The organism is Methylobacterium sp. BE186 (assembly GCF_031457035.1).
Classification (GTDB): domain Bacteria; phylum Pseudomonadota; class Alphaproteobacteria; order Rhizobiales; family Beijerinckiaceae; genus Methylobacterium; species Methylobacterium segetis.
In genome coordinates, this window is record NZ_JAVDVV010000008.1 from 44,945 (window position 1) to 70,288 (window position 25,344).

Here is a 25,344-nt window from a genome sequence, read left to right on the forward strand (position 1 = left end):
CCGGGCCTTCTTCCGGATCTCGGCGTCGATGCCGGCAGATCGGCTCGGGAGACAGAGAACCCGTGCTCGATCCGTCGACGTGCCTCGGAACCCTGTATGGATCCGCCGAGCGCCTACCGGAGACCGCCGGACGCCACGATGACCTCACCGGTGATCCAGCGCGATTCGGGGGAGGCGAGGAAGACCGCGAGCGGGGCGATGTCCTCCGGCTGGCCCGTCCGCCCGAGCGGCGTCCTCGCCACCATGTCGCGCTCCATGTCCGAGCCGATCAGCCCCAGCGTGTGGACGCCCTCCGTCACGACGACGCCGGGCGCGATCGTGTTCACGCGGATCCGGCGCGGTCCGAGCTCCTTCGAGAGGACCTGCGTGATCGAGGCGACCGCCGCCTTCGTGGCGGTGTAGATGGCCGTCGACGGCGGCGCGAGCTCGGTCGCTGCGGAGCCGATATTGATCACGCTGCCGCCCTCGGGGCCGAACTGCCTGACCGCCTGCTGGGTGGCGAGCAGGAGCCCCAGCACGTTCGTGTCGAACTGCCGCCGGTATTCCGCCTCGCTGAATTCGTCGATCGTGGCGAAGCGATAGACGCCGGCATTGTTCACGAGGACGTCGACGGCGCCGAAGAGGCGCTTCGTCTCCGCGAACAGGTGCTCGACCTCCCCGGCCTGCCCGACATCGGCACGGATCGCGACCGCCCGACCTCCCGCCTCCTCGATCTCGCGGACGACGCGCTCCGCACCCTCCGCGCTCGAAGCGTAATTCACCACGGTTGCGGCCCCTTCGGCCGCCAGCGCCTTCGCGATCCCCGCGCCGATGCCCTTCGAAGCGCCCGTGACGACCGCTACCTTGCCTTGCAATCTCGCCATGACCCGTCTCCTGCCGCCCCTCCATTCGACACTTAGATGATCATCGAATTGTTGCCTGTGCGGAGCGGCACCCGGCTGCAGGCGCTCAGATCTCCGACAGGCGCGCCAGATAGGCGCCGAGGATATCACGCTGCAGCACGAGATTGGCGAACTTGCCCTCGCGCCGGATCTCGATCAGGCCGGCGGTCTCGAGTTCCTTGACGTGGTGCGAGAGGGTCGCCGGGCTCACGTTCTGGGTCTCGTTCAGGCTGCTGCACGGGCACAGGCCGCCGTTGAGGCCGAGCTGCTTCAGGATCTCGTAGCGCCGCGGCTCGGCGAGGGCGCGGGCGATGCGGGCGAATTGGCGATCCGTGAGCGGGGGTGTCGGAGGCGATCCCATGGCGGAGGACGCATAGAGCACGAGGCGGGGCAGGGAAATCCCAGCCGCCGGTGAACCGCACACGATGACAGAGATCTCGAGCGCGCGATGCGCCGCCGGAGCCGCAGGCTTCCCCTCAAGTCAGAAATTCGGCGAGGGCGGCGAGGACGAGGTCGGGCCGCTCCTCCTGCAGGGTGTGGCCGCAATCGAGGGCGCGGCCGCGCACGTCGAGCGCCTTCTCGCGCCAGGTCGCGAGGACGTCGTAGCTGCGCCCGACCGTGCCCTTCGCGCCCCAGAGCGCCAGCAGCGGCACCGCGATGCGCCTGTCCGCATCGGCGGCATCGTGCTCCAGGTCGATCGTCGCGGCGGCCCGGTAATCCTCGCAGATGGCGTGGCGCGTCGCCGGATCGCGGTAGACGCGCAGGTACTCGGCGAACAGGTCCGGGCTCGGCACGCCAGGGGTCTTCGACTGACCCTCGGCATGGGTGCGCAGGAAGTATTCCGGATCCGCGCCGATCAGCCGTTCCGGCAGAGGCTCGGGCTGGATCAGGAAGAACCACCAGAAATAGGCGGTCGCGAACGCCTTGTCGGTGCGCGCGTACATCGTCGCCGTCGGAGCGATGTCGAGCACGGCGAGCCGCGCGACGGCGTCCGGATGGTCGAGGGCGAGGCGGTGGGCGACGCGCCCGCCGCGGTCGTGGCCGATCACCGCGAAGCGCTCGTGTCCGAGCGCCCGCATGACGGCGAGCGCGTCGCGCGCCATCGCGCGCTTGGCGTAACCGGCATGGCGCTCGCCGCCCGGTGGCTTCTCGGAATCGCCGTAGCCGCGCAGATCCATCGCGACGACGCCGAAGCGCTCGGCGAGCACGGGCGCGACCGCGTGCCAGGTGGCATGCGTCTGTGGGTGGCCGTGAAGCAGCAGCAGGGGCGGCCCCGCGCCGCCGATGCTGGCGCGGATCCGCACCCCGTCCGCGTCGATGTCGCGAAGCTCGAATCCGTAGAGGAAGGGGTCCGCCTTCATGTCCGGCTCCTCACCGCGCGAGCCAGGGACGGTCGGCGTGGTAGCGCCTCTCGAAGGCGCGGATCGCGGCCGCGTGGTCGAGCGTCGTCCCGATCGCGTCGAGGCCGCGGACGAGGGCGTCCTTGCGCGAGGCGGGGATCTCGAACCCGATGCGCACCCCGTCGCCGGCCAGGATGGTCTGCTCCGGCAGATCGATCGTGAAGCGGTTGCATCCGGGCTCGGCGGCGAGAGCCGCCAGGGTCTCGACCCGCTCCGGGTCGAGACCGACGAGGAGGAGCCCATTATTGGCGGCGTTGTCCGCGAAGATGCCGGCGAAGGTGGTGCCGACGAGCGCGCGGATGCCGAGCTGCAGGAGCCCCCAGACCGCGTGCTCGCGGGAGGAGCCGCAGCCGAAATTCGGTCCGACCACGAGGAAGCGCGCGCCCTCCCAATCCGGCCGGTTGAGCACGAATTCCGGCCGCTTGGCGCCGTCCGGCCGGAAGCGGAGGTCGTGGAAGGTCCCGGCCCCGAGGCCGCTCCGGTCGATACCCTTCAGGAACTGCTTGGGCATGATCACGTCGGTGTCGACGTTGGCGGCCAGCAGGGAGGCGGCCGGGCCGGTGACGGTGGTGAAGGGCTGCATGGCTTCAGATCCCCTGGGGCTGCTGCGCGAGGCGGCGCACATCGGTCAGGTGGCCGGTCACGGCGGCGGCCGCGACCATGGCGGGGCTCATCAGGTGCGTGCGGCCCCCGGCGCCCTGGCGGCCCTCGAAGTTGCGGTTCGTGCTCGACGCGCAGCGCTCGCCGGGGGCGAGCACGTCGTCGTTCATGGCAAGGCAGAGCGAGCAGCCCGACTGGCGCCACTCGAACCCGGCCTCGACGAAGACCCGGTCGAGCCCCTCCGCCTCGGCGGCGCGGCGCACGCTGGACGAGCCCGGCACCACCATACCGCGCACGCCCGCGGCGATGCGGCGGCCCCGCAGCACGGCGGCGGCCTCGCGCAGGTCCGAGAGGCGGGCATTGGTGCAGGACCCGATGAAGGCGCGGTCGATGCGCACGCTCTCCAGCGCGGTGCCGGGCACGAGGTCCATGTAGGCCAGCGCCCGCTCCATGTCCCGGCGGCGGTTCGTGTCGGGCTCGGCGCCGGGGTCGGGAATCCGGCCGCCGACCGGGGCCGCCTGATCCGGGCTGATGCCCCAGGTCACCAGCGGCTCGATCTCGGAGGCCGCGAGACGGATCTCCCGGTCGAAGACGGCGTCTGCGTCGCTGTGCAGGCCCGACCAGTGCCGCAGGGCGCCCTCCCAGGCCTCGCCCTTCGGCGCGCGGGGCTTGCCCGCGAGATAGGCGAAGACGGCCGCGTCCGGCGCCATGACGACGCCGCGCGCCCCGCCCTCCACCGCCATGTTGCAGATGGTCATCCGGCCCTCCACGGAGAGCGCCGCGACGCCGTCGCCGGCGAATTCCACGGCGTATCCCGTGGCGCCCGAAGCGCCGATCCGGCGGATCAGGGCCATCACCACGTCCTTGGCCGTCACGCCCGGCGAGAGGGCGCCGTCGAGCCACACGCGCATCGTCCGCATCCGGCGATACCGCAGCGTCTGCGTGGCGAGGTAGTGCTCGATGTCGGAGGTGCCGATGCCGAAGCCGAGGGCGCCGAGGGCGCCGTAGGTGGTGGTATGGCTGTCGCCCGCGGCCACGATCATGCCGGGCAGGATGAAGCCGAGTTCGGGCGCGACCACGTGCTCGATGCCCTGGAGCGGGTGCAGCACGTCGAACAGCTCGATGCCGAAGGTGCGGCAATTCTCATCGAAGTAGCGCACCTGGCGGGCGCCGCCCGCGTCCGGCATCGCCCGACCGCGGTCCGGCGCTGTCGGGTTGACGTGGTCGACGATGCCGAGCGCGGCTTCCGGCCGCCAGACACGGCGCCCGGCCTCGCGCAGGCCGCTGAAGGCCTGCGGGCTGGTGTACTCGTTGAGCACCGTGCGGTCGATGTAGAGCAGCACCTCGGCCCCCGGCCCGGTCCGGTCGTCGAGGTGGGCCACGGTGTGGCTGTCGATCAGCTTGTCGTAGAGGGTTCGGGGCGACATCGTTTCGGTCCTTGGGACAGGCGGCGCGGCGGCGGGGCCGCGCCCGGGGCAGGCCGGGTCAGGCCGTCGCGGTGGCGGGGAGGACCGCGCGGGGCGGGGCCTTCGCGTCGCCGCCGACCGGATCATCCGCGACGAGCCGGCCTTCGAGCACGTCGCGCATGCGGGCCGTGTCGAGTTCGCCCTCGATCTTGGCCATCACGACGGCGGCCACCGCGTTGCCGATGATGTTCACGATCGCCCGGCCCTCGCTCATGAAGCGGTCGATGCCGAGGATCAGCGCCATGCCGGCGAGCGGGATGGCGGGCACGACCGAGAGCGTGCCGACGAGGGCGATGAAGCCGGCCCCGGTGATGCCGCTCGCCCCCTTCGAGGTCAGCAGGGACACGCCGAAGATCGCGAGTTGCTGCGTCAGGGTGAGGTCGATGTTGGTGGCCTGCGCGACGAAGAGGGCCGCGAGCGTCATGTAGATGCAGGTGCCGTCGGCATTGAAGATGTAGCCGGTGGGCACGACGAGGCCGACGACGGATTTCGAGCAGCCGAGATGCTCCAGCTTCTCCATCAGCGAGGGCAAAGCGGCGTCCGAGGAGCTGGCGCCGAGCGTGATGAGCAGCTCCTCCTTCAGGTAGCGCAGCAGCTTGAACAGGCTGAATCCGGCCCAGAGCGAGACGAGGCCGAGCACGCCGAAGACGAAGATCGCCCCGGTCAGGTAGAAGGTGCCGATCAGGCCGACGAGCTGTCCGAGCGAGCCGAGGCCGAACTTGCCGATCGTGTAGGCCATCGCGCCGAAGGCGCCGAAGGGGGCGAAGCGCATCAGCACGTTGATGACGCCGAAGATCCAGTGCGAGGCGGCGTCGACGAGGTCGCGCAGCGGCCGGCCGGCATCGCCCATCTTCGACAGGACGGTGCCGAACAGCACGGCGACGAAGACGACGGGCAGGATCTCGCCCTTCGTCAGGGCATCGAACACGGTGTTCGGGATGATGTTGAGCAGGAAGTCGACGGTGCCGTGCTCCTTGGCGGCACCGGCGTACTTGGCGACCGCGCCCGCATCGAGCTTGCTCGGGTCGGCATTCATGCCGGCGCCCGGCCGCACGAGGTTGCCGACCACGACGCCGATGACGAGGGCGATGGTCGAGAGGATTTCGAAGTAGAGCAGCGCCTTGCCGCCGAGCCGGCCCATCTTCTTCATGTCGCTCATGCCGCTGATGCCGGCGACGACGGTGCAGAAGATCACCAGCCCGATGACCATCTTGATCATCTTGATGAAGGCATCGCCGAGCGGCTTCATGTCGACGCCGAGGCCGGGCGCCGCGGTGCCGACCGCGACGCCGAGCAGGATGCCGGCGACCACCTGGACGTAGAGGCTCCTGTAGAGCGGTTTGGCTGAGGCTTGGGCGACCCTCTGCACGGCGTTTCTCCCGGTTCGCTTCTGGTAAGCCGCCATCCTGGCTGCGAGCCGGGGCGGTCTGCGGTCACAGGACCAGAGCGCGCGCACGAGCGCCAATGCCGTTGCGGCATCGGTTGATGCCGGGCTGTCCCGGCGCCGTTGACCGGCCTGCGGGCGCTCGTCATCCTCGCCCGATCGAGCGCGGGAGAGGGGCCGCGGAGCGGCCTCGCCCCGCCGGGAGGGCTCGACGGATGGACGCCGCCTGGCTCGAAGACTTCCTGACCCTGGTCGATCTGGGGCACTTCTCGCGCGCGGCGGAGCAGCGCTGCATCACGCAGCCCGCCTTCAGCCGGCGGGTCCGCGCCCTCGAGGATTGGGTCGGCGCCCCCCTCTTCGCGCGGGACGTGCTGCCGGTGACGCTGACGCCGGCCGGCGAGCGCTTCCGGCCCGTGGCGGAGGAGACGCTTCGGCGGCTCTACCTGGGGCGGGAGGCGGCGCGGGAGGCCGGGCGGATGGCGGCAGCGACCGTCCGGTTCGCCGCGACGCAGACCCTGTCGGTGAGCTTCTTCCCGAACTGGGTCAGGACCCTGGAGGGCTTCGAGAACATCCAGGCGACCGTCAACCTGACCGCCGCGCACATGGCGGCCTGCGAGCAGATGATGCTGCGCGGCGAAGCGCATTTCCTCCTCTGCCACGATCATCCGCAGACCACGCACGGGCTGGCCTCGGATCAGTTCCGGTCCGTCCCGCTGGGCACCGACATCCTGCTGCCCGTGAGCGCGCCGCTGCCCGACGGGGCCGGGCCGCTCCACGCCCTTCCGGGGACGCGAGAGGCGCCGCTTCCGCTCCTCACCTACACGACCGAATCCGGCCTCGGGCGCATCCTGGCCGGCGCGCGGGCGATCGAGCGGAGCGGCGCGTCCCTGCGGCCGGTCTTCGCCTCGCACCTGACCTCCCTGCTCGTCGCCATGGCGCGCGACGCGCACGGGCTTGCCTGGGCCCCTCTGAGCGTCGTGGCCGACGATCTGGAGCGCGGCCGGCTGGTGCGGGCCGGGGCGTCGGGCGGCGACATCCCCGTCGAGATCCGCCTGTACCGGCCCCGGGCCCGACAGAGTCCGGCCGCGGAGCGTCTCTGGAGCCTCGTCGCGGGCCGCGACCGGGAGGCGCGGGACGAGGCTGCTCCCGAGGAGCCGGGCGCGGAAGCCTCGGCGGCCAACGAGGCGTTCAGGCCCTGAGGGTCCCGGCGCTCCGGCGGGAGCGGTGAGCGCGGCACCCGTTCGTGCCATGATGCGATCGGGCCCTGCCGCACCCGCTCGCGGCTGCGGCAGGGCCGAGGCCGCACGGGAGAACGCACCATGGAGGACGATCTCAATCAGGCCATGCAGGACGGCCGGGCGGCAAAGCTCGCCGGCAAGCCGGTCTCGGCCAATCCCTACCGCGCCGGCTCGCAAGACAGCGCGGATTGGCTGGCAGGCTACGTCTTCGACGAGGAGGAGCAGAACATCGACCGTCCGACGGTCGAGGAGGGCTGAGGACCGGCACGCCCTGGCGCGCGCCGGCCCGTCTCGGCGGCAGGGCGGCTCAGGCGACCGGGCTCACGGCGCGCTGGCCGGAGGACGGCGCAGCTTGGTCGCCTGCTCGAACGCGTAGGCGAGGCCGAGCAGCTTGCCCTCGCTCCAGGGTCTGCCGAGCAGGTCCAGGCCGACCGGCACGCCGAGCGGCGCCCTCTCGGTCGGCGCCGAGAAGCCTGCCGGGATGTCGATCGCCGGGAAGCCCGTCAGACCCGCCACGATCCCATTGCGCTCCGCCTGGTTCAACTCGCCGATCGGCACGACCAGCCGCTTCTGCAGCGGGTAGACGAGGGCGTCGAGGCGCTCCTTGTCGAACACGGCCGCGACACGCGCCTTGAAGGCGGAGATCCGCTCCAGCCGCACCTTGTAGTCCGGCTCGGCCATGCCGTCCCGGCGAGCCTCCGCACCGTTGAGGAACTTCTCGAGCGCGGCCTTGTGATACTGGCCCGAGGCGATGATGCCGGCCAGATCCTTGTGCGGGGCATTCGGGATCGTGGCGAGGTAGGCGTTGAACAGCGCCTTGAACTCGTAGGTCTGGACGTCGTTCTCGGCGTTGAGCGCGTTGGCCTCGAACGCCGGATCCTCGATCGGGACCAGGGTGGCGCCGGCTTTCTCGAAGGCGTCCAGGGCCTCCTGCATCACCCGGTTGACCTCGGCATGCTCGGGCTTCGTTCCGAACAGCGCCTTGACGACGCCCAGGCGCGCGCCCTTGAGCGCGTCGGGCTTCAGGAAGGCCGCGTAGCTCTCCGGCACCTTGCCGGCCGACGGGGATGTGAGCGGATCGTCGAGGTCGGGTCCGGCCATCACCTGCAGGAGCGCTGCCGCGTCCGCAACCGTGCGGGTGATGGGGCCGATCGCATCCTGCGTCTTCGAGACGGGCATGATGCCGCTCAGGCTGATCAGCCCCTGCGTCGCGCGCAGGCCGACGAGGTTGTTGGCCGAGGCCGGCGACCGGATCGAGTTGACGGTGTCGGTGCCCGTTCCGGCGAGCGCGAGGTTCGCCGCCACCGCCGCTCCGGTGCCGCCGCTCGAGCCGCCCGGCGTGCGGGTCAGGTCGTAGGGGTTGCGCACCTGGCCGCCGAGGGAACTGACCGAGACGCCGCCTTGGGCGAATTCCTGCAGGTTCGTCTTGGCCAGGACGATGGCTCCCGCCTTGCGCAACTTGGCCACCGCGAACGCGTCCTTGCCCGGCTGCGCCCCGGCCAGGGAGGCCGAGCCGCCGGTCGTGGGCAGTTCGGCGGTGTTGTAATTGTCCTTGAGGACGAGCGGCACGCAGGCGAGGGGCTCCGAGGCCAGGCGATTGCGGTTCCGGTCGAACGCCTCGGCTTGCCCGAGGGCCTGCCGGTTGACCTCCCGGATCGCCGCGAGCTTCGGGCCGGCCTGATCGTAGGCGGCGATCCGATCGAGATAGGTCTGCACGAGGCTGCGGCAGGTGATCGTCCCGGCGGCGAGGGCGTCGTGGACGCCGGCGATCGTCGCCTCCTCGACGGCGAAGCGCTCCTGCGCCTGTGCGGGGGCGCCGAGGAGGGCGAGCAGGGCAACGGTGCTGAGAGTGGTACGGGGTTTGAACATGAATCCTGCTGGTTGCGGTGACGGAACGGGCTTCGGAGGCATAGGCCAGGCCAGAGTTCCGCGACAGGGATGCGTGCGCAGCATACCCTCCCGCGTCTCACGTCGGGCACGCAACTGCGGCGCGCGTTCAAGATCGTGCAACCGCGCGTTGCAGTTGAATAGATAGCTTACTATCTAACGACACCGGCGACCTTCCGGTCATGTTCGCGGGGGCCGGATGCAGGACGATCTCAAGCAGCTGCGCCAAGCCTACACCCAGGCCCTGCTCCTCGCCGGCCGCCAGTGGCGCCGGTGCGCGGACGCGGCGGCGCGGGCGCACGGGATCTCGGACGCGACGGCGCTCCCCCTCGTGATGATCGGGCGCATGGAGGGCGAGCCGCGCCAGAACGCCCTCGCCGACGCGATCGGTATCGAGGGCCCCTCCCTGGTGCGCCTGCTCGATCAGCTCGGCGCGGCGGACTTGGTCGTCCGCAAGGAGGATCCGACCGACCGGCGCGCCAAGGTGCTGAGCCTCACGAAGGCGGGCAGGGCGGTGGTGGCGAGGATGGAAGCCGATCTTCACACTCTGCGGGAATCGGTGTTCGTCGCCGTGAGCGCCGCCGACATCGAGGCCAGTTTGCGGGTGTTCCGGGCGCTCCACGAAGTCGGCCGCGATGCGGAAGCAGGCTCCGGCCATCTCAGCGAGCCGTCCGAGGGGGAGCCCGCGGCATGACCCTTCCGGGCTGGCGCGACTGGGCCTTCGCGACCAAGACCTATGGGGCCGCCATGCTGGCCCTGTACCTCGCCCTGTGGATCGACCTGCCGCGACCCTACTGGGCCCTGGGTACCGTCTACATCACGAGCCAGGTGCTGGCGGGCGCCACGCGCTCGAAGGCGCTTTACCGGGTGCTCGGGACCATCCTCGGTGCCAGCGTGGCCGTCATTCTGGTGCCGAACCTCGTCAACGCGCCGGAACTCCTGACGCTCGCCATCGCGCTCTGGGTCGCCGTCTGCCTCTACGTCTCCCTCCTCGACCGGACCCCGCGCAGCTACCTGATGATGCTCGGCGGCTACACCGCTGCCCTGATCGGGTTTCCGGCCGTAGCCGAGCCGGGGACGATGTTCGACACGGCGGTGGCGCGGGCCGAGGAGATCACGCTCGGGATCCTGTGCGCCGGCCTCGTCTCGTCGGTCGTGCTGCCCCAGTCCGTGGCGCCCGTGATCGCGGGCCGGCTGGAGGGCTGGCTGCACGACGCGCGCGGCTGGGCCGTGGACGTTCTCGGCCGGGCCGGCGCGGCGAAGGATGCGTGGGCCGAGGAGGTTCAGACCCAGGACACGCAGGCCAGGCGGCTGCGGCTCGCCTCCGACGCCATCGCCTTCGACGCCCTGGCGACGCCGTTGCGCTACGACAGGACGGGCGCGGAACGATCGACCCAAGCCATGGCGATGCTGCGCCAGCACATGCTCATGGTCCTGCCCATCGTGTCCGCGGTCTCGGACCGGATCGAGGCGCTGGAGCGGTCGCGGGCGCTGCCCGAGCGTGTCCGCACGCTCCTCGGCGACATGGCCGCCTGGCTCGCCGCCGGCACGACCGACCCGGCCGAGGCGGCGCGCCTGCGGGAGAGGGCGGAGGCGGCGGATCCTGCCCTGCCGGAGCGCCCCGCCTGGACCGACCTCGTCCTGGCGAGCCTCCTGGCACGCCTGCGCGACCTCATCGACCTGCGCCAGGACACCCGCCTGCTGCAGCGTCACGTCGCTGACGGAACCCCCGTCATCGAAGATCTCGCCTTCCGCTACACGGCCGAGGCGCGGACGATCCGCCACCGGGACCACGGCCTGGCCCTTCTCTCCGCCGTCGGCGTCTTCCTCTCGATCGTGCTGACCTGCACGATCTGGATCGCGACCGGCTGGCCGGACGGGGCCGGCGCCCCGATGATGGCGGCGGTCGGCTGCTGCTTCTTCGCCGCGCAGGACGATCCCGCGCCCTCCATCGTCGGCTTCGCCAACTCGGCCGTCGTCGGGGCGATCGGCGCCGGGATCTACCTGTTCGGGGTCCTGCCCTTCGCCACGAGCTTCGAGATGCTGGCCCTGGCACTGGCGCCCGGTCTCCTCCTCTGCGGCGTCTTCATGACCCAGCCGCGGACGGCGCCGCTGGCACTGGGGGCGGCGGCCAACGGCTCGGCCCTGATCGCGCTCCAGGGCAGCTACACGGGCGACTTCGCGGCGTTCACCAATTCCTCGATCGCCGTGATCGCCGGGATGTGGGTGGCCGCGATCGTGACGCGACTGGTTCGCTCGGTCGGCGCCGCCTGGACCGTGCGGCGCCTGCGGGCCGTGAACCGGCGGAGCCTCGCCCGGGCCGCCGGGCGCCAGGGCGCGCAGAACGGCCTGGAACTGGCCGCCCTCATGCTCGACAGGGTGGGGTTAATCGCCCCGCGGCTCGCCGCCTTGCCGCCGGACGAGGCCGAGCGGGTGGCGGACCTCCTCGCCGAGGTGCGGGTCGGGATCAACATCGTCGAGCTGCGGCGCGACCGCCGGCAGCTCTCCGGAGCGGCCAGGGACGCGGCCGAACGCCTCCTGTCCGCCCTGGCGCGGCATTATCGCGGCGACGCGGACCGGGCCGCCGACCTCCTTCCCCTGATCGACGCGGCCCTGGATGCGGCAGAGGAGGAGGCGCGGCGTCCCGCCCACCGCGCCGCCCTCATGGGCCTCGTCGGCATTCGCCGGGGTCTCGGTCCCGAGGCAGCGCCCTACCGGCCGGCCCACGCCGCCCATTCCGGACCGGACCTCGCGGCATGAGCAGTGATCTCGACCTTTACGGCGTCTTCATCCCGAGCCTCGCCGCCTGGATGCTCGTCGCCTTCCTCATCTGCCTGGTCGCCCGGCGATCCCTGGCCTGGGCCGGATTCTACCGGTTGGTCTGGCATCGGCCGCTCTTCGATCTCGCCCTCTACGTCGTGGTGCTGGGCCTCGTCGTCTCGGTCGCGATCCCGCTGACCTCGTGACGCGGGGCGACCGTTACCCTCGGCCCGCCCCGCCCCCGTTCTCGCTCGTCCGGCTCATCGCATGACACGGCTCATCGCCCTCTCGTTCCGCCTCGTCGTCACCCTGGCGACGGTGGCGCTCGCCGCACTCGTCGGACTGGCCCTGTGGGATTACTACATGGAGGCACCCTGGACCCGGGATGGCCGGGTCCGGGCCGACGTCGTGGCCGTGGCGCCCGACGTCTCGGGCCTCGTCACGGAGGTCGCCGTCGCCGACAATCAGGTCGTCAAGCGCGGCGACGTCCTGCTCCGGATCGACCCCGAGCGCTTCGCCCTGGCCCTGCGTCAGGCCGAGGCGACCGTTGAGGGCAGGCGGGCCGGCGCCGATCAGGCCGCGGCGGATTACGCGCGCTACAGCAAGCTGAGCGACGCGGCCGTTTCGCAGCAGAAGGTCGAGGCCGCCCGGGCCGCCGATCTGGAGGCGAGGGCGGCCTACGACCAAGCGCTCGCCGACCGCGACCTCGCCAAGCTCAACCTCGAACGCTCGGCCGTGCGGGCCGCCGTCAACGGGCGGATCAGCAACATGGAGCTCCGGCCCGGGACCTACGTCACCACGGGGCGCGGCGTGATGGCGCTCATCGACGACGACACCCTGCGGGTGGAGGGATATTTCGAGGAGACGAAGCTGGCGCGCATCCATGTCGGCGACCGGGCGAGCATCCGGCTGATGGGAGACCGGGCCATTCTAGCCGGGCAGGTCGAGAGCGTGGCGGGCGGAGTCGAGGACCGGGAGCGCACGGCGGGCTCGAACCTGCTCGCCAGCGTCAACCCGACCTTCGCCTGGGTTCGGCTCGCTCAGCGGGTCCCGGTCCGGATCAAGCTCGACGCCGTTCCTCAGGGCGTGCGGATGGTCTCCGGCCGCACCGCGACGGTCGCGGTCGAACCCCTGGGCGAGGCCGGGCGCTTCGACCTGCTCGGGCTCTGTCGGCGGATGCTGTCCGAGGCCTTGCGCCGCGTTGCGTGACCGGAGGCCGGACGGCCCGACCTGAGTGGGCCGCTCCCCGCCGAGGATCAGGCGGAGAGGATCGCCCAGCCGTGCGGCGGGAGGCTCACCTGCCCCGCGCGTCCGCCCGGCGAGACGAGGTCACCGTCTCCCGCTTCGACGTGACGCGCGTCCGGCGCCGGCAGCGTCGCAGGCCCGTCGGCGAGGTTCAGGGCGAGCAGGAGGCGCCGGGTGCCCTCGTTCATCGTCAGCACGAGCTGCTCGTTGGTCAGGTGAACCTTCCGCGCACGGGCGCGGTGCAGCCAGGGATGGCGTCGGCGGAGCGCGATCAGGGTCTGGTGCAGCCGATAGATCGGCCAGCCATAGGGGGCGAGCCCGGCGGGCGAGGGGGGAAAGGCAGGGCGGATCGCGTCGTCGCCACCGACACGCTCTTCCTTCACGCCGCGGAAGGCCTGCTCGTCGCCGGCGTAGATCGAGGGGGTGCCGCCGCAGGCGAACAGGATCGCGAGCGCGTGGGGCAGGTGGCGCTCGTCCCCGAGGCGGCTGGCGATGCGCGTCACGTCGTGATTGCCCACGAAGGTCAGCGGCACGAAGCTGTCGAGATAGCCGTTGTGGCGCTCCAGCGCGTGGGCGAGTTCGAACAGGTTGCGGTCGTTGAGGGCGCTCCAGATCGCCTTCCAGAGCTCGTACTGGGTCACCGCATCGAGGCCGGTATCCTGGACAAACCCGGCGTAGTCGCCGTGGATGACCTCGCCGACGATGTAGGCGTCCGGATGGGCGGCGCGCACCCGCGGCAGCACGCCGGCCCAGAACCGTCTCGGGACGGCGTAGGCCGCGTCGAGCCGCCAGCCGTCGGCGCCGCGGGCGAGCCAGTGGTTCATGATCGCGGCGACGTGGTCGGCGACCTCGGGCTCGTCGTGGTTGAGGGTGACGAGCTGCCGATGTCCCTCGAAGCAGGCATAGTCCGGCTCCGTCCCGGGCGCGGTGCCGCGCGGCCAGGACAGCCTGAACCAATGGGCGCGCTCCGCCTGAGGGCCGCGATCGAGGACCTCCCGGAAGGCGGGATGGGCGCGCCCGACATGATGGAACACGCCGTCGAGCAGGATGCGCAGATGGCGGCTGCGAGCGGCCTCGATCAGCGCGTCGAAATCGGCCTCGTCGCCGAGGCGCGGGTCGATCCGGAACGGGTCCGTCGTGTCGTAGCCGTGCGTCGAGGCCGCGAAGATCGGCCCGAGCGCGATGCCCGAGACGCCGAGTTCGGCCGCGTAGTCGAGCCAGGCCTGCAGATGGGTCAGCCGATGCGTGACGGCCGTCTCGCGACGGGCCTCGGGCTCGGCGCCGACGAAGCCGAGGGGAAAGATCTGCCACCAGACAGCATGTTCGATCCAGGCCGACACCGATTCCGTCCCGGGCTCGCAGGGTCCGCGCCAGCGGAACGCCCCGCCGGCAAAGTCCGCACCCAACCTCCCGCCGCCCCGCCTTGTTCCTCGCTCCCCGCTTCCGCCCGGACACCAGCAGCTCGGCCCTCGGCGAGACCGCACGCCCGAATGGCAGCACCGGCGGGCGCTGGCCTGCCCCGGCGGCCGGGACGCCGTGCCCTCAATGAATGCCGCTATCGGTCAGCGCCCTCGCGATCCGGCGCCGCAGATCACCCTCCCGGAAGGGGAAGGATGCGAAGAAATGCGCCTGGGAGACGGCGCCGCGGCGTCGGCGGACGTCGGCGGCCCAGATCGCCGCGCGCTCCGGATCCGCGTTGAGGGTGTGGGCGATCACGGCGATGAGCGCGATCATCACGTGGGCGCCGGGCGAGCGTGCCGCCCGGTCGGCCCAGGAAGCGGCCTGCCCGGTGTCGCCGTGCATCAGGCAGGTCAGGGCACGGGTGGCCAGCATGGCGTAGAGGAACGGGTCGAGCGGGCTGAGCGCGATCGCGGTCTCGACGTTCTCGCTCCCGTCCCGGTCGCGCTCGCAGACCATGTCGGCCCATGCCCGGGCGTAGAAGCCGTGCGCGTAGCTCGGGCTGAGCTGCGTCGAGCGGTCCAGCCACGGCAGGCTGCGATCGACGTCGCCCGTCAGCCAGAAGGCGCGCCCCAGCGTGACGTTGGCGAAGGGATCGAGCGGATCGAGCTCCACGCTTCGCTCGGCGAAGAGGCGCGCGGCCCCCGCATCGCGGTCCGGATCGTCGGAGTAGCGCAGGAAGGCGCTCTGGAAATGCGTCGCGGACAATCCGGCATTGGCCCGTGCGAACCCGGGCTCCAGGGCGACGGCACGCTCGAACAGGCCGGCCGCCGTCGCGTTGTCGTCGCGGTTGAAGCGGTAGAGGTGCCGGAGGCCGAGGTGATAGGCGGACCACGCGTCCAGGCTGTTCGGCACGGCGAGCGACGCCCGGGCCGCCTCGTTCAGGGGCACCCGGATCTCGAGGGCGGCGACGATGCTCGCGGCGATGCGCGCGCGCAGGTCGTGAATGTCGTCGATCCCGCCGCAGAGGCGGTCACCCCAGAGGACGCCGCCCGTGCGCGTCTCCGTGAGTTCGACGCTGATCGTCACCCGGCTCGCGAAGGCCTCGATGAACCCGGAGAGGGCGTAGCGGACGTTGAGCACCTGCCCGATGCGGGCCGCATCGCAGCCCTGCGCCGGCAGGCGGAACGACGACCCGCGGGCGATCACGAACAGCCATCGCAACCGGGCTAGCGCAGTGATGAGATCGTGGGCAATCGCCTCTCCGATGGCCGGGTGCAGGGCCGAGGCCCCGGCGAGGCGGAAGGGCAGGATCGCGATCGACGGCCTGCCCGGCTCGCTGAGGTCGCTGGGCTCGGCCGGGCCCTCCTTCGTCCGGGCCGGCACCGGGGCCGGTTGCGGGGCGCGCGTCCGAACCTCGGCCACGAAACGGAAGCCCTGGCCGTGCAGGGTGCGGATGAAGCGCTGCGCCTTCCCGTCGTCCCCGAGGATGCGGCGGGCCGACTTGATGCGGCTCGAGATGGCGGCATCGGAGATGAACCGCCCGTTCCAGACCTTCTCGACGACCTCCTCCCTGGAGACCATGCGGTCCCGGTTCTCCACGAGGAGGCGCAGCACCGCGAAGACCTGCCGCTCGACCGGGATGACGACCCCGCTCCGGCGAAGCTCGACCTGATCGGCGTCGAGTTCGAACGCGTCGAAGTGGTAGAGCATCGCCGGCTCTCCGGGGACGAGCGCATGCGGTGCCGGAATCCTAGCACATCTCCAGGAAATCTCCCCGACCTCTGCAGGCCGCCTTCAAGCCGGGTCGGAGCAGGGCGGCTAGGACGGGGCTCGCAGGCGCCGGGATCGTCCCGGGCCGGACCCAAGGGAGCATCACCATGCCGCTCGTCGACATTCAGCTCATCGAAGGCGTTTTCACCCCGGCTCAGAAGCGGGACATGATCGCGAAGGTCACGGATGCCATGGTCGCGATCGAGGGCGAAGCCATGCGCGGCGTGACCTGGGTGCGCGTGCAGGAACTGCGCAGCGGTGACTGGGGCATCGGCGGCAAGGGTCTGACGACCGAGGACGTGAAGGCCCTGCGATCCTGACGGGACGATGCGGAGCCGTACGCGGCTCCGCATCTCCGGGCGTCGGGAATCGCGGGCCGAGACCGCATGCGCCCCGGGGGCTGACGCACCCGGCGAGGATGAGCGAAGCGGCGCATTTGGGCTCGGCCTGCGGCCCGCGCGGCTTGACAACCGGCCGCCCCTCATGGCGCCCCATGCCCCTATCTCGCCTTCCGATGCAGATGAGGCATGATCAATCCGGCCCATCTCGACCTGTTCCGGGCCGTCCTGCGGCATGGCGGCATGACGAGGGCCGCGGCCGCGCTCGGCGTGGGGCAGCCCCATATCAGCCGCGCCATCGCGCACCTCGAGGCCGAGCTCGGCTTCCCCCTCTTCGTGCGGGGGCACGGAAGCGCCGTGCCGACCCGAGAGGGGGAGGCGTTCGCGCAGGAGGTCGAGCGGACCTATGCCGGCCTCGAGCACCTGGGCCACGCGGCTCGTCAGATCCGGGAGCGCGGCAGCGGCTCGCTGCGCGTCGCCTGCCAGCCTTCCCTGGCCTCCCGGCTGTTGCCGCGCGCGATCCGGAACCTGAGCGCGGAATGCCCCGGTGCGCGCGTCTCGGTTCACGTTCCGAGCCCGGACACGATCTGGTCCTGGGCCGCCTCGGGCCAATGCGACATCGGGCTGGCTCGGCCGCGATCCGGCTACACCGGCGTCGAGGCAGAACGCTTCCTGACGGTCGGGGCCGTCTGCGCCATGCCCCGCCGGCATCCCCTGGCCGGCAGGCGCGCCGTCTCGGCCCAGGACCTCGCGGGCGAGCCCCTGATCTCGGGAGGCGCGGGCGCCTTTCAGACGGCCATCGAGGAGGCCTTCGCCCGGTCCGGCGTCGAGCCGCGCTTCGCCCACATGGCGCAGTACACCGCCGCGAGGTGCGGCCTCGTCGCCGAGGGATTGGGGCTCGCGATCGTCGATCCCGTACCGGCACGCGAGCTCTCGGGGTTGCCCATCGCCCTGCGGCCATTCCGGCCGGACTTGCCGATCGAGACGATGCTGCTGCAGCCCGCGGGCAAACCGCCGAGCCGCCTCGCCGAGCGGCTCGTGCGGCTCCTCGAGGCCGAGCGGGACGCTCTGTCCTGACTGTCGGCCGGACCTGCGACGGCCCCTGGTGAGCGAGGCTCGCGGGGCGCCGCGCAAGTAGGCTATTCGGCATAGGGAAACAAAAATCCGCAGAATCAGTATGCCGCCCCTTGCGCCGCGCGCATAGATGGTATTCAGTATGCCAGTGGCCCGTTAGGGACGCCCCGTGGAATTACCTGACCCCGTGAACCCTGTTCGCGGGGTTTTTTCTTGGCCCCGGGTGCCGCAATGAGTCGTGCTTGGGGCAGAGCGCCGCGCCGTCCCGCGAATCGCGCCCCTGGATTTCGAAATTTGAGTTCGCCCTGCGGTGCGGGATCGGGAAGTGGCTCCCCGAGGCCCCGGGGAGGGTGATCGCCGCCTGCTCGGTCGAGGCGGCGCGTCGGCATCCGGGATCGTGGCCGGCGCAACCATATCGGTGATCGCGGTGTTGCGCATCGTCGGGTCGCCGCTGGGGCGGCGGGCGGGGGCCACAGGATGCGGAGGATGCCCGTCAGTCGGGAAATGGTGTTCCTCGTGGTCGCGGTGCTGCTGTCGCTCGCCGCGGGCGCCGCCCTCTACTGGTCGCGGGCCAGCACCCTGACCGTCGCCGTGGCGCCGAGCGGCGGCACCGAACCCACCCTTCTCAAAGCCTACGCGGACGGGCTCGCGGCCCGGCGGAAGGGCGTTCGCCTGACGATCCGGCCCTTCGACGGCGTGCGCGAGAGTGCCGAGGCGCTGGCCCGGGGAGAGGTGGACCTCGCGGTCGTGCGTCCGGACGTGGCCCTGCCTCCGAACGCGCTCACGCTCGCGATCCTGCGGGAGCAGGCGCTCATCGTGGTGGCCCCGGACGGCGCGGGCGTTCGCGCCTTCCCCGACCTCGCACGCAAGCGCCTCGGCATGATCGCCGAGCGGAGCGCCGACCGGACCCTGATCGGCGACGCGGTGGACCATTACGGGCTCAAGCTCCAGACCGAGCCCGGCCCCGTTGCGGCGGGCAGCGTCGCCCTCGTCGCCGTGGCGGAGGACGATCTCGCGCAGGCGCTGGCCGAGAAGCGGATCGACGCCGTTGCCCTCGTCACGACGCCGACGACGCCGGCCGCGCGCCGGATCGTCGGCCTCGTCCAGGCGGCGGCGCGCAACCGGAAGATTGCCCTGTTCGGCGTGACGGAGGGGCCGGCCCTGATCGAGCGGTTCCCGCGGCTCCAGGCGGTCTCCGTGCCGGCAGGCTTGTTCGGCGGCCGCCCGAAGCTGCCGGAGGAGGACGTCGCCACGGTGGGCGCCTCCTACCGGCTGATGGCGCGGTCCGATCTCTCGCGAAGCACGGCCGCGGAGGTGACGCAATACCTGTTCGAGATGCGCAACGCCCTCGCCGATACCCTGCCCGCGGCCAACGCCATCCATGCCCCCAGCTACGAGGCCACCGCGGGCGCGACGAGCGCGCGGCTGCCGATCCACCCGGGCGCGATCGACTATTACGAGCGTGAGCAGGAGAGCTTCATCGAGCGCTACGAGACCTGGATCTACCTCGTCGCCTTCCTCGGCGGCGGTGTCGGATCCGGCTTGGCATGGCTGCGCCAGCGCCTGTCCCGCCTGCGGCGCGAGCGGGTCGAGGTCGCCACCGAGCGGCTTCTCGAGATCCAGGCGGAGGCGCGCCGGCCGGGGGATGCGGGCCGCCTCCAGGCGCTCGCCGGCGAGATCGACGACCTCGCCGCCGAGATCGTGCGCCACGCGGTCGACCGGCCGACCGAGCCGCGCACGATGAGCGCGGCGGCCATGGCCGTGGACGCGGCCCGCTCGACCGTGCGGCGGGCGGCGGAGGCGGCACGCCCGCAGCCGGGGACGAAACCGGGCCTGCGGGCGGTGGATTGACCCGGAAGTCGGCGGCTCGCGGGGCGGGTGCTCGGAATTCGGCCCCCTCAAACGGCGAGGCCGGATCCGCACTGAGCGGACCCGGCCCCGAGACTGGCGCGAAGGCCGGCGATGCCGGCGTTCTCGATCAGAATCCGCTGAACTTGTAGTTGAAGCCAGCGCGGATCAGGTCGCCCTCGGTGCGGAAGCGGGACGTGTAGGAGCCCGTCGCCGCGGGCAGCAGGCCGCCGGCCACGAGGACGTTGCGGCTGCCGAGGTCGTAGTGGAGGTACTCCGCCTTCAGCGTCACGGCGTCGGCCTTCAGGAACGAGCCGATGAAGTTGAACCGGTTGAGGAAGCTGTCCGTCGGGATGGCGTACTCGATGCCGCCGCCGTAGACGAAGCCTGTCTCGATGCCGTCGAAGCGACCTGTATAGGCGAGGGGATTGGGCGGGGTGAAGCTGAAGAAGTTCGCGCGGTAGAGCACGTTACCGTAGGCGAAGCCGCCGGTGCCGTAGACGAAGAGGCGGTCGAAGGCGTAGCCGAGGCGGCCGCGCACGGTGCCGAGCCAATCGAGCGTCTGCTGGAATGCGGCCGGATCCTGCCGCTGGCTGAAGTAAACGGGACGCTTCGAGATGTCGGTCCAGGTCGCATCGGCCTCGAAGCCGACCACGAAGCCCGCGCCCGGCGTGAACTGATAATTGTAGCCGATGCCGCCGCCGAGGCTCGTCAGCCCGTCGACGTCGGAGCGGATCTGAGCGGGACGGAAGCCCTGCTGCACGTTGCCCCGCGTGAGGAAATCGTTGCCCTGCGTGCGGATCGGTCCGTTGTCGGTGATCACGTAGCCGGTCTGCGTGCCGATGTAGAAGCCGCTCCAGGTGAAGACGGGCACGGCGGTGAAGACCGGCGGCGGCGCGGCGCGGCGGGGCAGGTCGGCGGCGGAGGCGGCGCCCGCGAGGAGCGCGGAGGCGGCGCTCGCCAGGAGAAGCGTCTTGATCATGGGGCGAGATCCCGAAACGAATGGCAGTCCGGGCGAGACTAGGCCGTATGCTGCAGCGCCCCTATGCCAGTCTTGCCACACAGGCCCCGAAATCGCCCCGTTTCGCGCTCCCTGCCGCAGAAAAGAGCAGAAACGTACCTCTAAGCCTCTTGCATTGCTGCATTTCAGCGCGCTCGCGGCGCTTGCGGCAAGCTTCGCATCGTGACAGGCTGGGACCGTCCGAAACAGACGACGCGGGAGAGCCCAGTCCGGTGCGAGCCGGGCATGGCGCCGACGGAGCAACCACCCCCGGAAACTCTCAGGCACAATCACCGCACTCGTTGGACAATCTGGAGAGAGGCGCCGCACGGCGTCCACCGAAGGAGAAATCTCGGCCGCCCCGGCGGTTGAGAGAAGCTCTCAGGTAACCGCGACAGATGGGGGCAGGGGCAGGATCCGCTCGGATTCTGCCGATGCTGTCTGTCGCGGAGAGAGCGGATGCCTCCAGAATCGCCCCACCCCGCCGTCGAGCGCGACGCTCCGGCCCACGCATCTCCACCCCCGATCGAGACGCCGCTCCACGCGCTCCACCTGCGCCTCGGCGCCCGGATGGTGCCCTTCGCGGGCCACGCGATGCCGCTCCACTATCCGGCCGGCGTCCTCAAGGAGCACCTGCGCGCGCGGGAGGCGGCCGGCCTGTTCGACGTCTCGCATATGGGCCGGATCGTCGTCACGGCCGGGTCCGGCGCGGAGGCCGCCGCGGCGCTGGAACGGCTGATCCCGATCGACATCCTGGGCCTTCCGCAGGGCCGTCAGCGCTACGGATTCCTGACGGACGAGGCCGGCGGCATCCGCGACGACCTGATGGTCGCGCGCCTCGACGACCGGCTGATCCTCGTCGTCAATGCCGCCAACAAGGCGGCTGATCTTGCGCACCTGCGCGCGAACCTCCCCGGCGGCGTCCGCGCCGCCGAGCTGCCCGGGGCGCTCCTCGCGCTGCAGGGGCCGCGGGCCGAGGCGAGCCTGGCGCGACTCGCGCCGGACGTCGCGGCGCTACGCTTCATGGAGGTGCGCGAGACGCGGATCCTCGGTGCGCCGGCGACCGTGTCCCGCTCCGGATACACGGGCGAGGACGGATTCGAGATCGCGCTGCCGGCGGACGAAGCGGAGCCGGTCGCCGAAGCCCTGCTCGCCGATCCCGACGTCCTGCCGGTGGGCCTCGGCGCCCGCGATTCCCTGCGGCTCGAAGCGGGCCTCTGCCTGCACGGCGCCGACATCGACCGCGACACCGATCCGGTCGAGGCCGGGCTCGCCTTCGCGATCCCGCCGGCCCGTCGGCGCGGCGGGGTGCGGGAGGGCGGTTTTCCGGGCGCGGAGCGTATTCTCGGGGCGCTTGAGCGGGGGCCGGAGCGCCGCCGCGTCGGCCTGCTGCCGCAGGGGCGCGCCCCAGTCCGGGCCGGCGCCCCCCTCTACGCCGCGGAGGCGGGCGGCGAGCCCGTCGGGCATGTCACCTCGGGCGGGTTCGGCCCGAGCCTCGGGGCGCCCGTCGCCATGGGCTACCTGCCCGCGTCGCTCGCCGAGCCCGGCCGGACCGTCTTCGCGGAGCTGCGCGGCCAGCGCTTGGCCCTCGCCATCGCCCGCCTGCCCTTCGTCCCGGCCCGCTTCAAGCGCGGCTGAGCCTCTCTTTCGACAGGAGCGAACCATGCTGAGATTCACCGAGGATCACGAATGGCTGATGCGCGAGGGCGACGTCGCCACGGTGGGCATCACCGCCCACGCCGCTGAGCAGCTCGGCGACCTCGTCTTCATCGAGCTGCCGAAGATCGGCGCGCGGCTGAAGAAGGGCGATGCCGCGGCGGTGGTCGAGTCCGTCAAGGCGGCCTCCGACGTCTACGCCCCGGTTTCCGGCGAGGTGACCGAGATCAACCCGGCGGCGGTCGACGATCCGGGCTCGGTCGCGGCCGATCCGCAGGGTTCCGGCTGGCTCTACCGGATCCGCCTCGACGATCCTGCCGCCCTCGAGGGGCTGATGGACGAGGCCGCCTACGCGGCGATGCCGAAATAGCCCGCGCCTTCCGCCGGCCCGCTCCACCATTTCCGGGGGTATCCCATGAGCGCTGACCGCTACGACCCTTACGATTTCGCCAACCGCCGCCACATCGGCCCGAGCCAGGCGGAGATCGCCGCGATGCTCGCCGTCGTCCGCGCGCCCGACCTCCACACCCTCGTGGACGAGACCGTGCCGGCGGGTATCCGGCAGGCCGAGCGCATCGATTTCGGCCGCTCGCTGAGCGAGCGCCGGGTGCTCGAGCATATCCGCTCGGTCGCCGACAGGAACCGGGTCCTCGTCTCGCTGATCGGCCAGGGCTACCACGGCACCACGATGCCGCCCGCGATCCAGCGCAACATCTTCGAGAACCCGGCCTGGTACACGGCCTACTCGCCCTACCAGCCGGAGATCAGCCAGGGGCGGCTCGAGGCGCTCCTCAACTTCCAGACCCTCGTCTGCGACCTGACCGGGCTCGACGTGGCGAACGCCTCGCTCCTCGACGAGGCGACCGCCGCCGCCGAGGCGATGGGCATGGCCCACCGCGTCGCGACCGCGAAGGCGGACACCTTCTTCGTCGATCAGGAATGCCTGCCGCAGACCATCGCGGTGCTGAAGACCCGTGCCGCGCCGCTCGGCTGGCGCATCGTCGTGGGCGACCCCTTCACGGATCTCGACCCGGCGGCCGTGTTCGGCGCGCTGTTCCAGTATCCGGGCGTCTGCGGCGATATCCACGACGTGTCCGGGCCGATCGCGGCGCTCCACGCGGCGGGCGCCATCGCCGCGGTCGCCGCCGACCCGCTGGCGCTGACGCTCCTCAGGCCGCCCGGCGAGATGGGGGCCGACATCGCCATCGGCTCGATGCAGCGCTACGGCGTGCCGATGGGCTACGGCGGCCCGCACGCCGCCTACATGGCGACCCGCGAGGCCCACAAGCGGGCGCTGCCCGGCCGCCTCGTCGGCGTCTCGGTCGACGCGAACGGCAACCGCGCCTACCGCCTCGCCCTGCAGACCCGCGAGCAGCACATCCGCCGCGAGAAGGCGACCTCGAACATCTGCACGAGCCAGGTGCTGCTCGCCGTCATCGCCTCGATGTACGCGGTCTATCACGGGCCCCGCGGCCTCAAGGCGATCGCCGACCGGGTGCACCGGGACGCGGTGCGCCTCGCCGCGGGCCTGGAGCGGCTCGGCTTCACGGTTCGCCCTCAGAGCTTCTTCGACACGATCACGGTCGAGGTCGGCCCCTTCCAGGGCGTGATCCTGCAGAACGCCCTGGCCAACGGAGTGAACCTGCGCCGGGTCGGGACCGATCGGATCGGCATCACGGTGGACGAGCGCACCCGGCCCGACATCGTCCAGGCGGTCTGGCACGCCTTCGGCGGCACCGACCTCGCCTACGACGAGGGCTGGCCCGAGACGCGGCTGCCGCAGGCGCTGCTGCGCACGTCCGAATACCTGACGCACCCGATCTTCCACATGAACCGGGCCGAGAGCGAGATGACGCGCTACATGCGCCGCCTCGCCGACCGCGACCTCGCGCTGGACCGGGCCATGATCCCGCTGGGCTCCTGCACGATGAAGCTCAACGCCACGGCCGAGATGCTGCCGATCTCCTGGCCCGAATTCTCCGAGATCCACCCCTTCGTCCCGGAGGATCAGGCGGAGGGCTACCGGCATCTGATCGGCGATCTCTCGGACAAGCTCTGCGCGATCACGGGCTACGACGCGATCTCGATGCAGCCGAATTCGGGGGCGCAGGGCGAGTATGCGGGGCTTCTCGCCATCCGCGGCTACCATCTCTCCCGCGGGGAGGGGCACCGCAAGGTCTGCCTGATCCCGTCCTCCGCCCACGGCACCAACCCGGCCTCGGCGCAGATGTGCGGCATGAGCGTGGTGGTGGTCGGGGCGGATGCCGACGGCAACATCGACCTCGACGATTTCCGGGCGAAGGCCGAGCGGCACGGGGCGGAGCTCGCCGCCTGCATGATCACCTATCCCTCGACCCACGGCGTCTTCGAGGAGCGGGTGCGGGAGATCTGCGAGATCGTCCACGGGCAGGGTGGGCAGGTCTACCTCGACGGGGCGAATCTCAACGCCCTCGTCGGCCTCGCCCGTCCCGGCGACATCGGCGCCGATGTCAGCCACCTCAACCTGCACAAGACGTTTTGCATCCCGCACGGGGGCGGCGGCCCGGGCATGGGGCCGATCGGCGTCAAGGCGCACCTGATCCCGTTCCTGCCCGGCGATCCGCGCAGCGGCGAGGCGGGCGCCGTCTCGGCCGCGCCCTACGGCTCGGCCTCGATCCTGCCGATCTCGTGGAGCTACTGCCTGCTGATGGGCGGGCGCGGGCTGACCCAGGCGACGCGGGTGGCGATCCTCAACGCCAACTACATCGCCCGCCGCCTCTCGGGGGCCTACCCGATCCTCTATGCCGGCCGGAACGGGCGGGTCGCGCACGAGTGCATCGTCGACGTGCGCCCCTTCCAGAAGAGCGCCGGCATCAGCGTCGACGACATCGCCAAGCGCCTGATCGATTGCGGCTTCCACCCGCCGACGATGAGCTGGCCGGTGGCCGGCACCCTGATGATCGAGCCGACCGAATCGGAGACCAAGGCGGAGATCGACCGGTTCTGCGACGCGATGCTGGCGATCCGTGAGGAGATCCGGGCGATCGAGGAGGGGCGGAGCGACCCCCGGAACAACCCGCTCAAGAACGCGCCCCACACGGTGCAGGACCTGATCGGCCCCTGGGAGCGGCCCTACTCGCGGGAGGCCGCCTGCTTCCCGGCGGGCACGCTCGGCATCGACAAGTACTGGCCGCCGGTCAACCGCGTCGACAATGCCTACGGCGACCGCAACCTGATGTGCTCCTGCCCGCCGCCGGAAGCCTACGGGGAGGCGGCGGAATGACCGGTTCCGGTCGGACGCTTCACGGTCTCCGGCGTCCCTCCGGGCCCGGCACTTGATCAAAGGACGGGTTGCCTCTAAGCGGTCCGCGCCTTTCGCCCGGCTCGCAGACTTGAGGGCGACCGTTCAGGCCCGCG

General features: G+C 71.4%; 22 protein-coding genes and 2 riboswitches. Of the genes, 12 read left to right on the forward strand and 10 right to left on the reverse strand.

The genetic code is table 11. The annotated features are described in order from the left end of the window. Positions 1-113: 113 nt before the first annotated feature. The 6 genes from J2X36_RS10940 to J2X36_RS10965 all read right to left on the reverse strand — a co-directional run bounded on the left by J2X36_RS10940 (position 114) and on the right by J2X36_RS10965 (position 5,716). Positions 114-863 (reverse strand): glucose 1-dehydrogenase, encoded by a 750-nt coding sequence (locus J2X36_RS10940; RefSeq protein ID WP_310349614.1) that lies wholly within the window; start codon positions 861-863, stop codon positions 114-116. Between the two features lie 85 nt (positions 864-948). Next, entirely contained in the window at positions 949-1,242 is a 294-nt protein-coding gene (locus J2X36_RS10945; protein WP_132253897.1) for a helix-turn-helix transcriptional regulator, read from the reverse strand. A 115-nt stretch (positions 1,243-1,357) separates the two neighbouring features. After that, positions 1,358-2,242 (reverse strand): alpha/beta hydrolase, encoded by an 885-nt coding sequence (locus J2X36_RS10950; RefSeq protein ID WP_310349617.1) that lies wholly within the window; start codon positions 2,240-2,242, stop codon positions 1,358-1,360. A gap of 10 nt (positions 2,243-2,252) precedes the next feature. Further along, the gene (leuD, locus tag J2X36_RS10955) at positions 2,253-2,864 is read right to left on the reverse strand and encodes a 3-isopropylmalate dehydratase small subunit (RefSeq protein ID WP_310349618.1); all 612 of its coding nucleotides are present in this window, start codon (positions 2,862-2,864) and stop codon (positions 2,253-2,255) included. Between the two features lie 4 nt (positions 2,865-2,868). Continuing rightward, positions 2,869-4,308, reverse strand: a complete 1,440-nt coding sequence (gene leuC / locus J2X36_RS10960; RefSeq protein ID WP_310349621.1) for a 3-isopropylmalate dehydratase large subunit — start codon at positions 4,306-4,308, stop codon at positions 2,869-2,871. Positions 4,309-4,366: 58 nt separating this feature from the next. Further along, positions 4,367-5,716 carry a dicarboxylate/amino acid:cation symporter gene (locus tag J2X36_RS10965; RefSeq protein WP_132255143.1) on the reverse strand — a complete coding sequence of 450 codons (1,350 nt, stop codon included), beginning with the start codon at positions 5,714-5,716 and terminating at the stop codon, positions 4,367-4,369. 230 nt (positions 5,717-5,946) lie between these two features. Between J2X36_RS10965 and J2X36_RS10970 the strand changes: the two genes are divergently transcribed. Together J2X36_RS10970 and J2X36_RS10975 are read left to right on the forward strand one after the other, a co-directional pair. Next, positions 5,947-6,930 carry a LysR family transcriptional regulator gene (locus tag J2X36_RS10970; RefSeq protein WP_310349624.1) on the forward strand — a complete coding sequence of 328 codons (984 nt, stop codon included), beginning with the start codon at positions 5,947-5,949 and terminating at the stop codon, positions 6,928-6,930. Positions 6,931-7,050: 120 nt separating this feature from the next. Then, entirely contained in the window at positions 7,051-7,227 is a 177-nt protein-coding gene (locus J2X36_RS10975; protein ID WP_165937906.1) for a hypothetical protein, read from the forward strand. A gap of 63 nt (positions 7,228-7,290) precedes the next feature. Here the strand turns inward: J2X36_RS10975 and J2X36_RS10980 are convergent, their stop codons facing one another. After that, positions 7,291-8,838, reverse strand: coding sequence for an amidase family protein (locus J2X36_RS10980; RefSeq protein WP_310349628.1), 1,548 nt, complete (start codon positions 8,836-8,838; stop codon positions 7,291-7,293). Between the two features lie 217 nt (positions 8,839-9,055). Between J2X36_RS10980 and J2X36_RS10985 the strand changes: the two genes are divergently transcribed. The 4 genes from J2X36_RS10985 (at position 9,056) to J2X36_RS11000 (ending at position 12,825) form a co-directional block, all read left to right on the forward strand. Then, positions 9,056-9,550 carry a MarR family transcriptional regulator gene (locus tag J2X36_RS10985; protein WP_310349631.1) on the forward strand — a complete coding sequence of 165 codons (495 nt, stop codon included), beginning with the start codon at positions 9,056-9,058 and terminating at the stop codon, positions 9,548-9,550. Continuing rightward, a complete protein-coding gene (locus J2X36_RS10990) occupies positions 9,547-11,616 on the forward strand; it encodes an FUSC family protein (RefSeq protein ID WP_310349634.1) in 2,070 nt (689 codons plus the stop codon). The genes J2X36_RS10985 and J2X36_RS10990 overlap by 4 nt, the downstream gene beginning before the upstream one ends. Further along, positions 11,613-11,822: a DUF1656 domain-containing protein gene (locus J2X36_RS10995; RefSeq protein ID WP_310349637.1), complete on the forward strand. Its 210-nt coding sequence runs from the start codon at positions 11,613-11,615 to the stop codon at positions 11,820-11,822. Before J2X36_RS10990 ends, J2X36_RS10995 begins: the two co-directional genes overlap by 4 nt. Positions 11,823-11,883: 61 nt before the next feature. Next, positions 11,884-12,825, forward strand: a complete 942-nt coding sequence (locus J2X36_RS11000) for an HlyD family secretion protein (protein ID WP_310349639.1) — start codon at positions 11,884-11,886, stop codon at positions 12,823-12,825. A gap of 47 nt (positions 12,826-12,872) precedes the next feature. On the opposite strand, the gene J2X36_RS11005 is transcribed toward J2X36_RS11000, so the two are convergent. Beyond that, on the reverse strand, positions 12,873-14,201 hold the full coding sequence (locus J2X36_RS11005; protein ID WP_310349642.1) for an alpha-amylase family protein: 1,329 nt from the start codon (positions 14,199-14,201) through the stop codon (positions 12,873-12,875). 202 nt (positions 14,202-14,403) lie between these two features. Next, positions 14,404-15,972, reverse strand: coding sequence for a winged helix-turn-helix domain-containing protein (locus J2X36_RS11010; protein WP_310349644.1), 1,569 nt, complete (start codon positions 15,970-15,972; stop codon positions 14,404-14,406). Between the two features lie 167 nt (positions 15,973-16,139). Here J2X36_RS11010 and J2X36_RS11015 point away from each other — a divergent pair, with 167 nt between their 5' ends. The 3 genes from J2X36_RS11015 (at position 16,140) to J2X36_RS11025 (ending at position 19,295) form a co-directional block, all read left to right on the forward strand. Continuing rightward, positions 16,140-16,352: a tautomerase family protein gene (locus J2X36_RS11015; protein WP_132255134.1), complete on the forward strand. Its 213-nt coding sequence runs from the start codon at positions 16,140-16,142 to the stop codon at positions 16,350-16,352. 207 nt (positions 16,353-16,559) lie between these two features. Then, positions 16,560-17,447 carry a LysR family transcriptional regulator gene (locus tag J2X36_RS11020; protein WP_310349648.1) on the forward strand — a complete coding sequence of 296 codons (888 nt, stop codon included), beginning with the start codon at positions 16,560-16,562 and terminating at the stop codon, positions 17,445-17,447. A 474-nt stretch (positions 17,448-17,921) separates the two neighbouring features. Beyond that, positions 17,922-19,295, forward strand: coding sequence for a TAXI family TRAP transporter solute-binding subunit (locus J2X36_RS11025; protein WP_310349651.1), 1,374 nt, complete (start codon positions 17,922-17,924; stop codon positions 19,293-19,295). Between the two features lie 127 nt (positions 19,296-19,422). On the opposite strand, the gene J2X36_RS11030 is transcribed toward J2X36_RS11025, so the two are convergent. Beyond that, entirely contained in the window at positions 19,423-20,274 is an 852-nt protein-coding gene (locus J2X36_RS11030) for a porin family protein (protein WP_310349653.1), read from the reverse strand. Between the two features lie 224 nt (positions 20,275-20,498). Continuing rightward, a riboswitch (glycine riboswitch) is annotated at positions 20,499-20,598 on the forward strand. 1 nt (position 20,599) lies between these two features. Further along, positions 20,600-20,694, forward strand: a riboswitch (glycine riboswitch). A 57-nt stretch (positions 20,695-20,751) separates the two neighbouring features. Between J2X36_RS11030 and gcvT the strand changes: the two genes are divergently transcribed. The 3 genes from gcvT to gcvP are packed head-to-tail and all read left to right on the forward strand — an operon-like array spanning position 20,752 to position 25,210. After that, positions 20,752-21,930: a glycine cleavage system aminomethyltransferase GcvT gene (gene gcvT / locus J2X36_RS11035; protein ID WP_310349655.1), complete on the forward strand. Its 1,179-nt coding sequence runs from the start codon at positions 20,752-20,754 to the stop codon at positions 21,928-21,930. Positions 21,931-21,955: 25 nt separating this feature from the next. Continuing rightward, positions 21,956-22,318, forward strand: coding sequence for a glycine cleavage system protein GcvH (gene gcvH / locus J2X36_RS11040; protein ID WP_310349657.1), 363 nt, complete (start codon positions 21,956-21,958; stop codon positions 22,316-22,318). Between the two features lie 45 nt (positions 22,319-22,363). Further along, positions 22,364-25,210 (forward strand): aminomethyl-transferring glycine dehydrogenase, encoded by a 2,847-nt coding sequence (gene gcvP / locus J2X36_RS11045; protein WP_310349659.1) that lies wholly within the window; start codon positions 22,364-22,366, stop codon positions 25,208-25,210. Positions 25,211-25,344 lie beyond the last annotated feature (134 nt).

Bases quoted from the DNA above. Each gene is read 5' to 3' on its own strand.
- J2X36_RS10940 (WP_310349614.1), bottom strand. From the start codon at position 863: ATGGCGAGATTGCAAGGCAAGGTAGCGGTCGTCACGGGCGCTTCGAAG.
- J2X36_RS10945 (WP_132253897.1), bottom strand. From the start codon at position 1,242: ATGGGATCGCCTCCGACACCCCCGCTCACGGATCGCCAATTCGCCCGC.
- J2X36_RS10950 (WP_310349617.1), bottom strand. From the start codon at position 2,242: ATGAAGGCGGACCCCTTCCTCTACGGATTCGAGCTTCGCGACATCGAC.
- leuD (WP_310349618.1), bottom strand. From the start codon at position 2,864: ATGCAGCCCTTCACCACCGTCACCGGCCCGGCCGCCTCCCTGCTGGCC.
- leuC (WP_310349621.1), bottom strand. From the start codon at position 4,308: ATGTCGCCCCGAACCCTCTACGACAAGCTGATCGACAGCCACACCGTG.
- J2X36_RS10970 (WP_310349624.1), top strand. From the start codon at position 5,947: ATGGACGCCGCCTGGCTCGAAGACTTCCTGACCCTGGTCGATCTGGGG.
- J2X36_RS10975 (WP_165937906.1), top strand. From the start codon at position 7,051: ATGGAGGACGATCTCAATCAGGCCATGCAGGACGGCCGGGCGGCAAAG.
- J2X36_RS10980 (WP_310349628.1), bottom strand. From the start codon at position 8,838: ATGTTCAAACCCCGTACCACTCTCAGCACCGTTGCCCTGCTCGCCCTC.
- J2X36_RS10985 (WP_310349631.1), top strand. From the start codon at position 9,056: ATGCAGGACGATCTCAAGCAGCTGCGCCAAGCCTACACCCAGGCCCTG.
- J2X36_RS10990 (WP_310349634.1), top strand. From the start codon at position 9,547: ATGACCCTTCCGGGCTGGCGCGACTGGGCCTTCGCGACCAAGACCTAT.
- J2X36_RS10995 (WP_310349637.1), top strand. From the start codon at position 11,613: ATGAGCAGTGATCTCGACCTTTACGGCGTCTTCATCCCGAGCCTCGCC.
- J2X36_RS11000 (WP_310349639.1), top strand. From the start codon at position 11,884: ATGACACGGCTCATCGCCCTCTCGTTCCGCCTCGTCGTCACCCTGGCG.
- J2X36_RS11010 (WP_310349644.1), bottom strand. From the start codon at position 15,972: ATGCTCTACCACTTCGACGCGTTCGAACTCGACGCCGATCAGGTCGAG.
- J2X36_RS11015 (WP_132255134.1), top strand. From the start codon at position 16,140: ATGCCGCTCGTCGACATTCAGCTCATCGAAGGCGTTTTCACCCCGGCT.
- J2X36_RS11020 (WP_310349648.1), top strand. From the start codon at position 16,560: ATGATCAATCCGGCCCATCTCGACCTGTTCCGGGCCGTCCTGCGGCAT.
- J2X36_RS11025 (WP_310349651.1), top strand. From the start codon at position 17,922: ATGCGGAGGATGCCCGTCAGTCGGGAAATGGTGTTCCTCGTGGTCGCG.
- J2X36_RS11030 (WP_310349653.1), bottom strand. From the start codon at position 20,274: ATGATCAAGACGCTTCTCCTGGCGAGCGCCGCCTCCGCGCTCCTCGCG.
- gcvT (WP_310349655.1), top strand. From the start codon at position 20,752: ATGCCTCCAGAATCGCCCCACCCCGCCGTCGAGCGCGACGCTCCGGCC.
- gcvH (WP_310349657.1), top strand. From the start codon at position 21,956: ATGCTGAGATTCACCGAGGATCACGAATGGCTGATGCGCGAGGGCGAC.
- gcvP (WP_310349659.1), top strand. From the start codon at position 22,364: ATGAGCGCTGACCGCTACGACCCTTACGATTTCGCCAACCGCCGCCAC.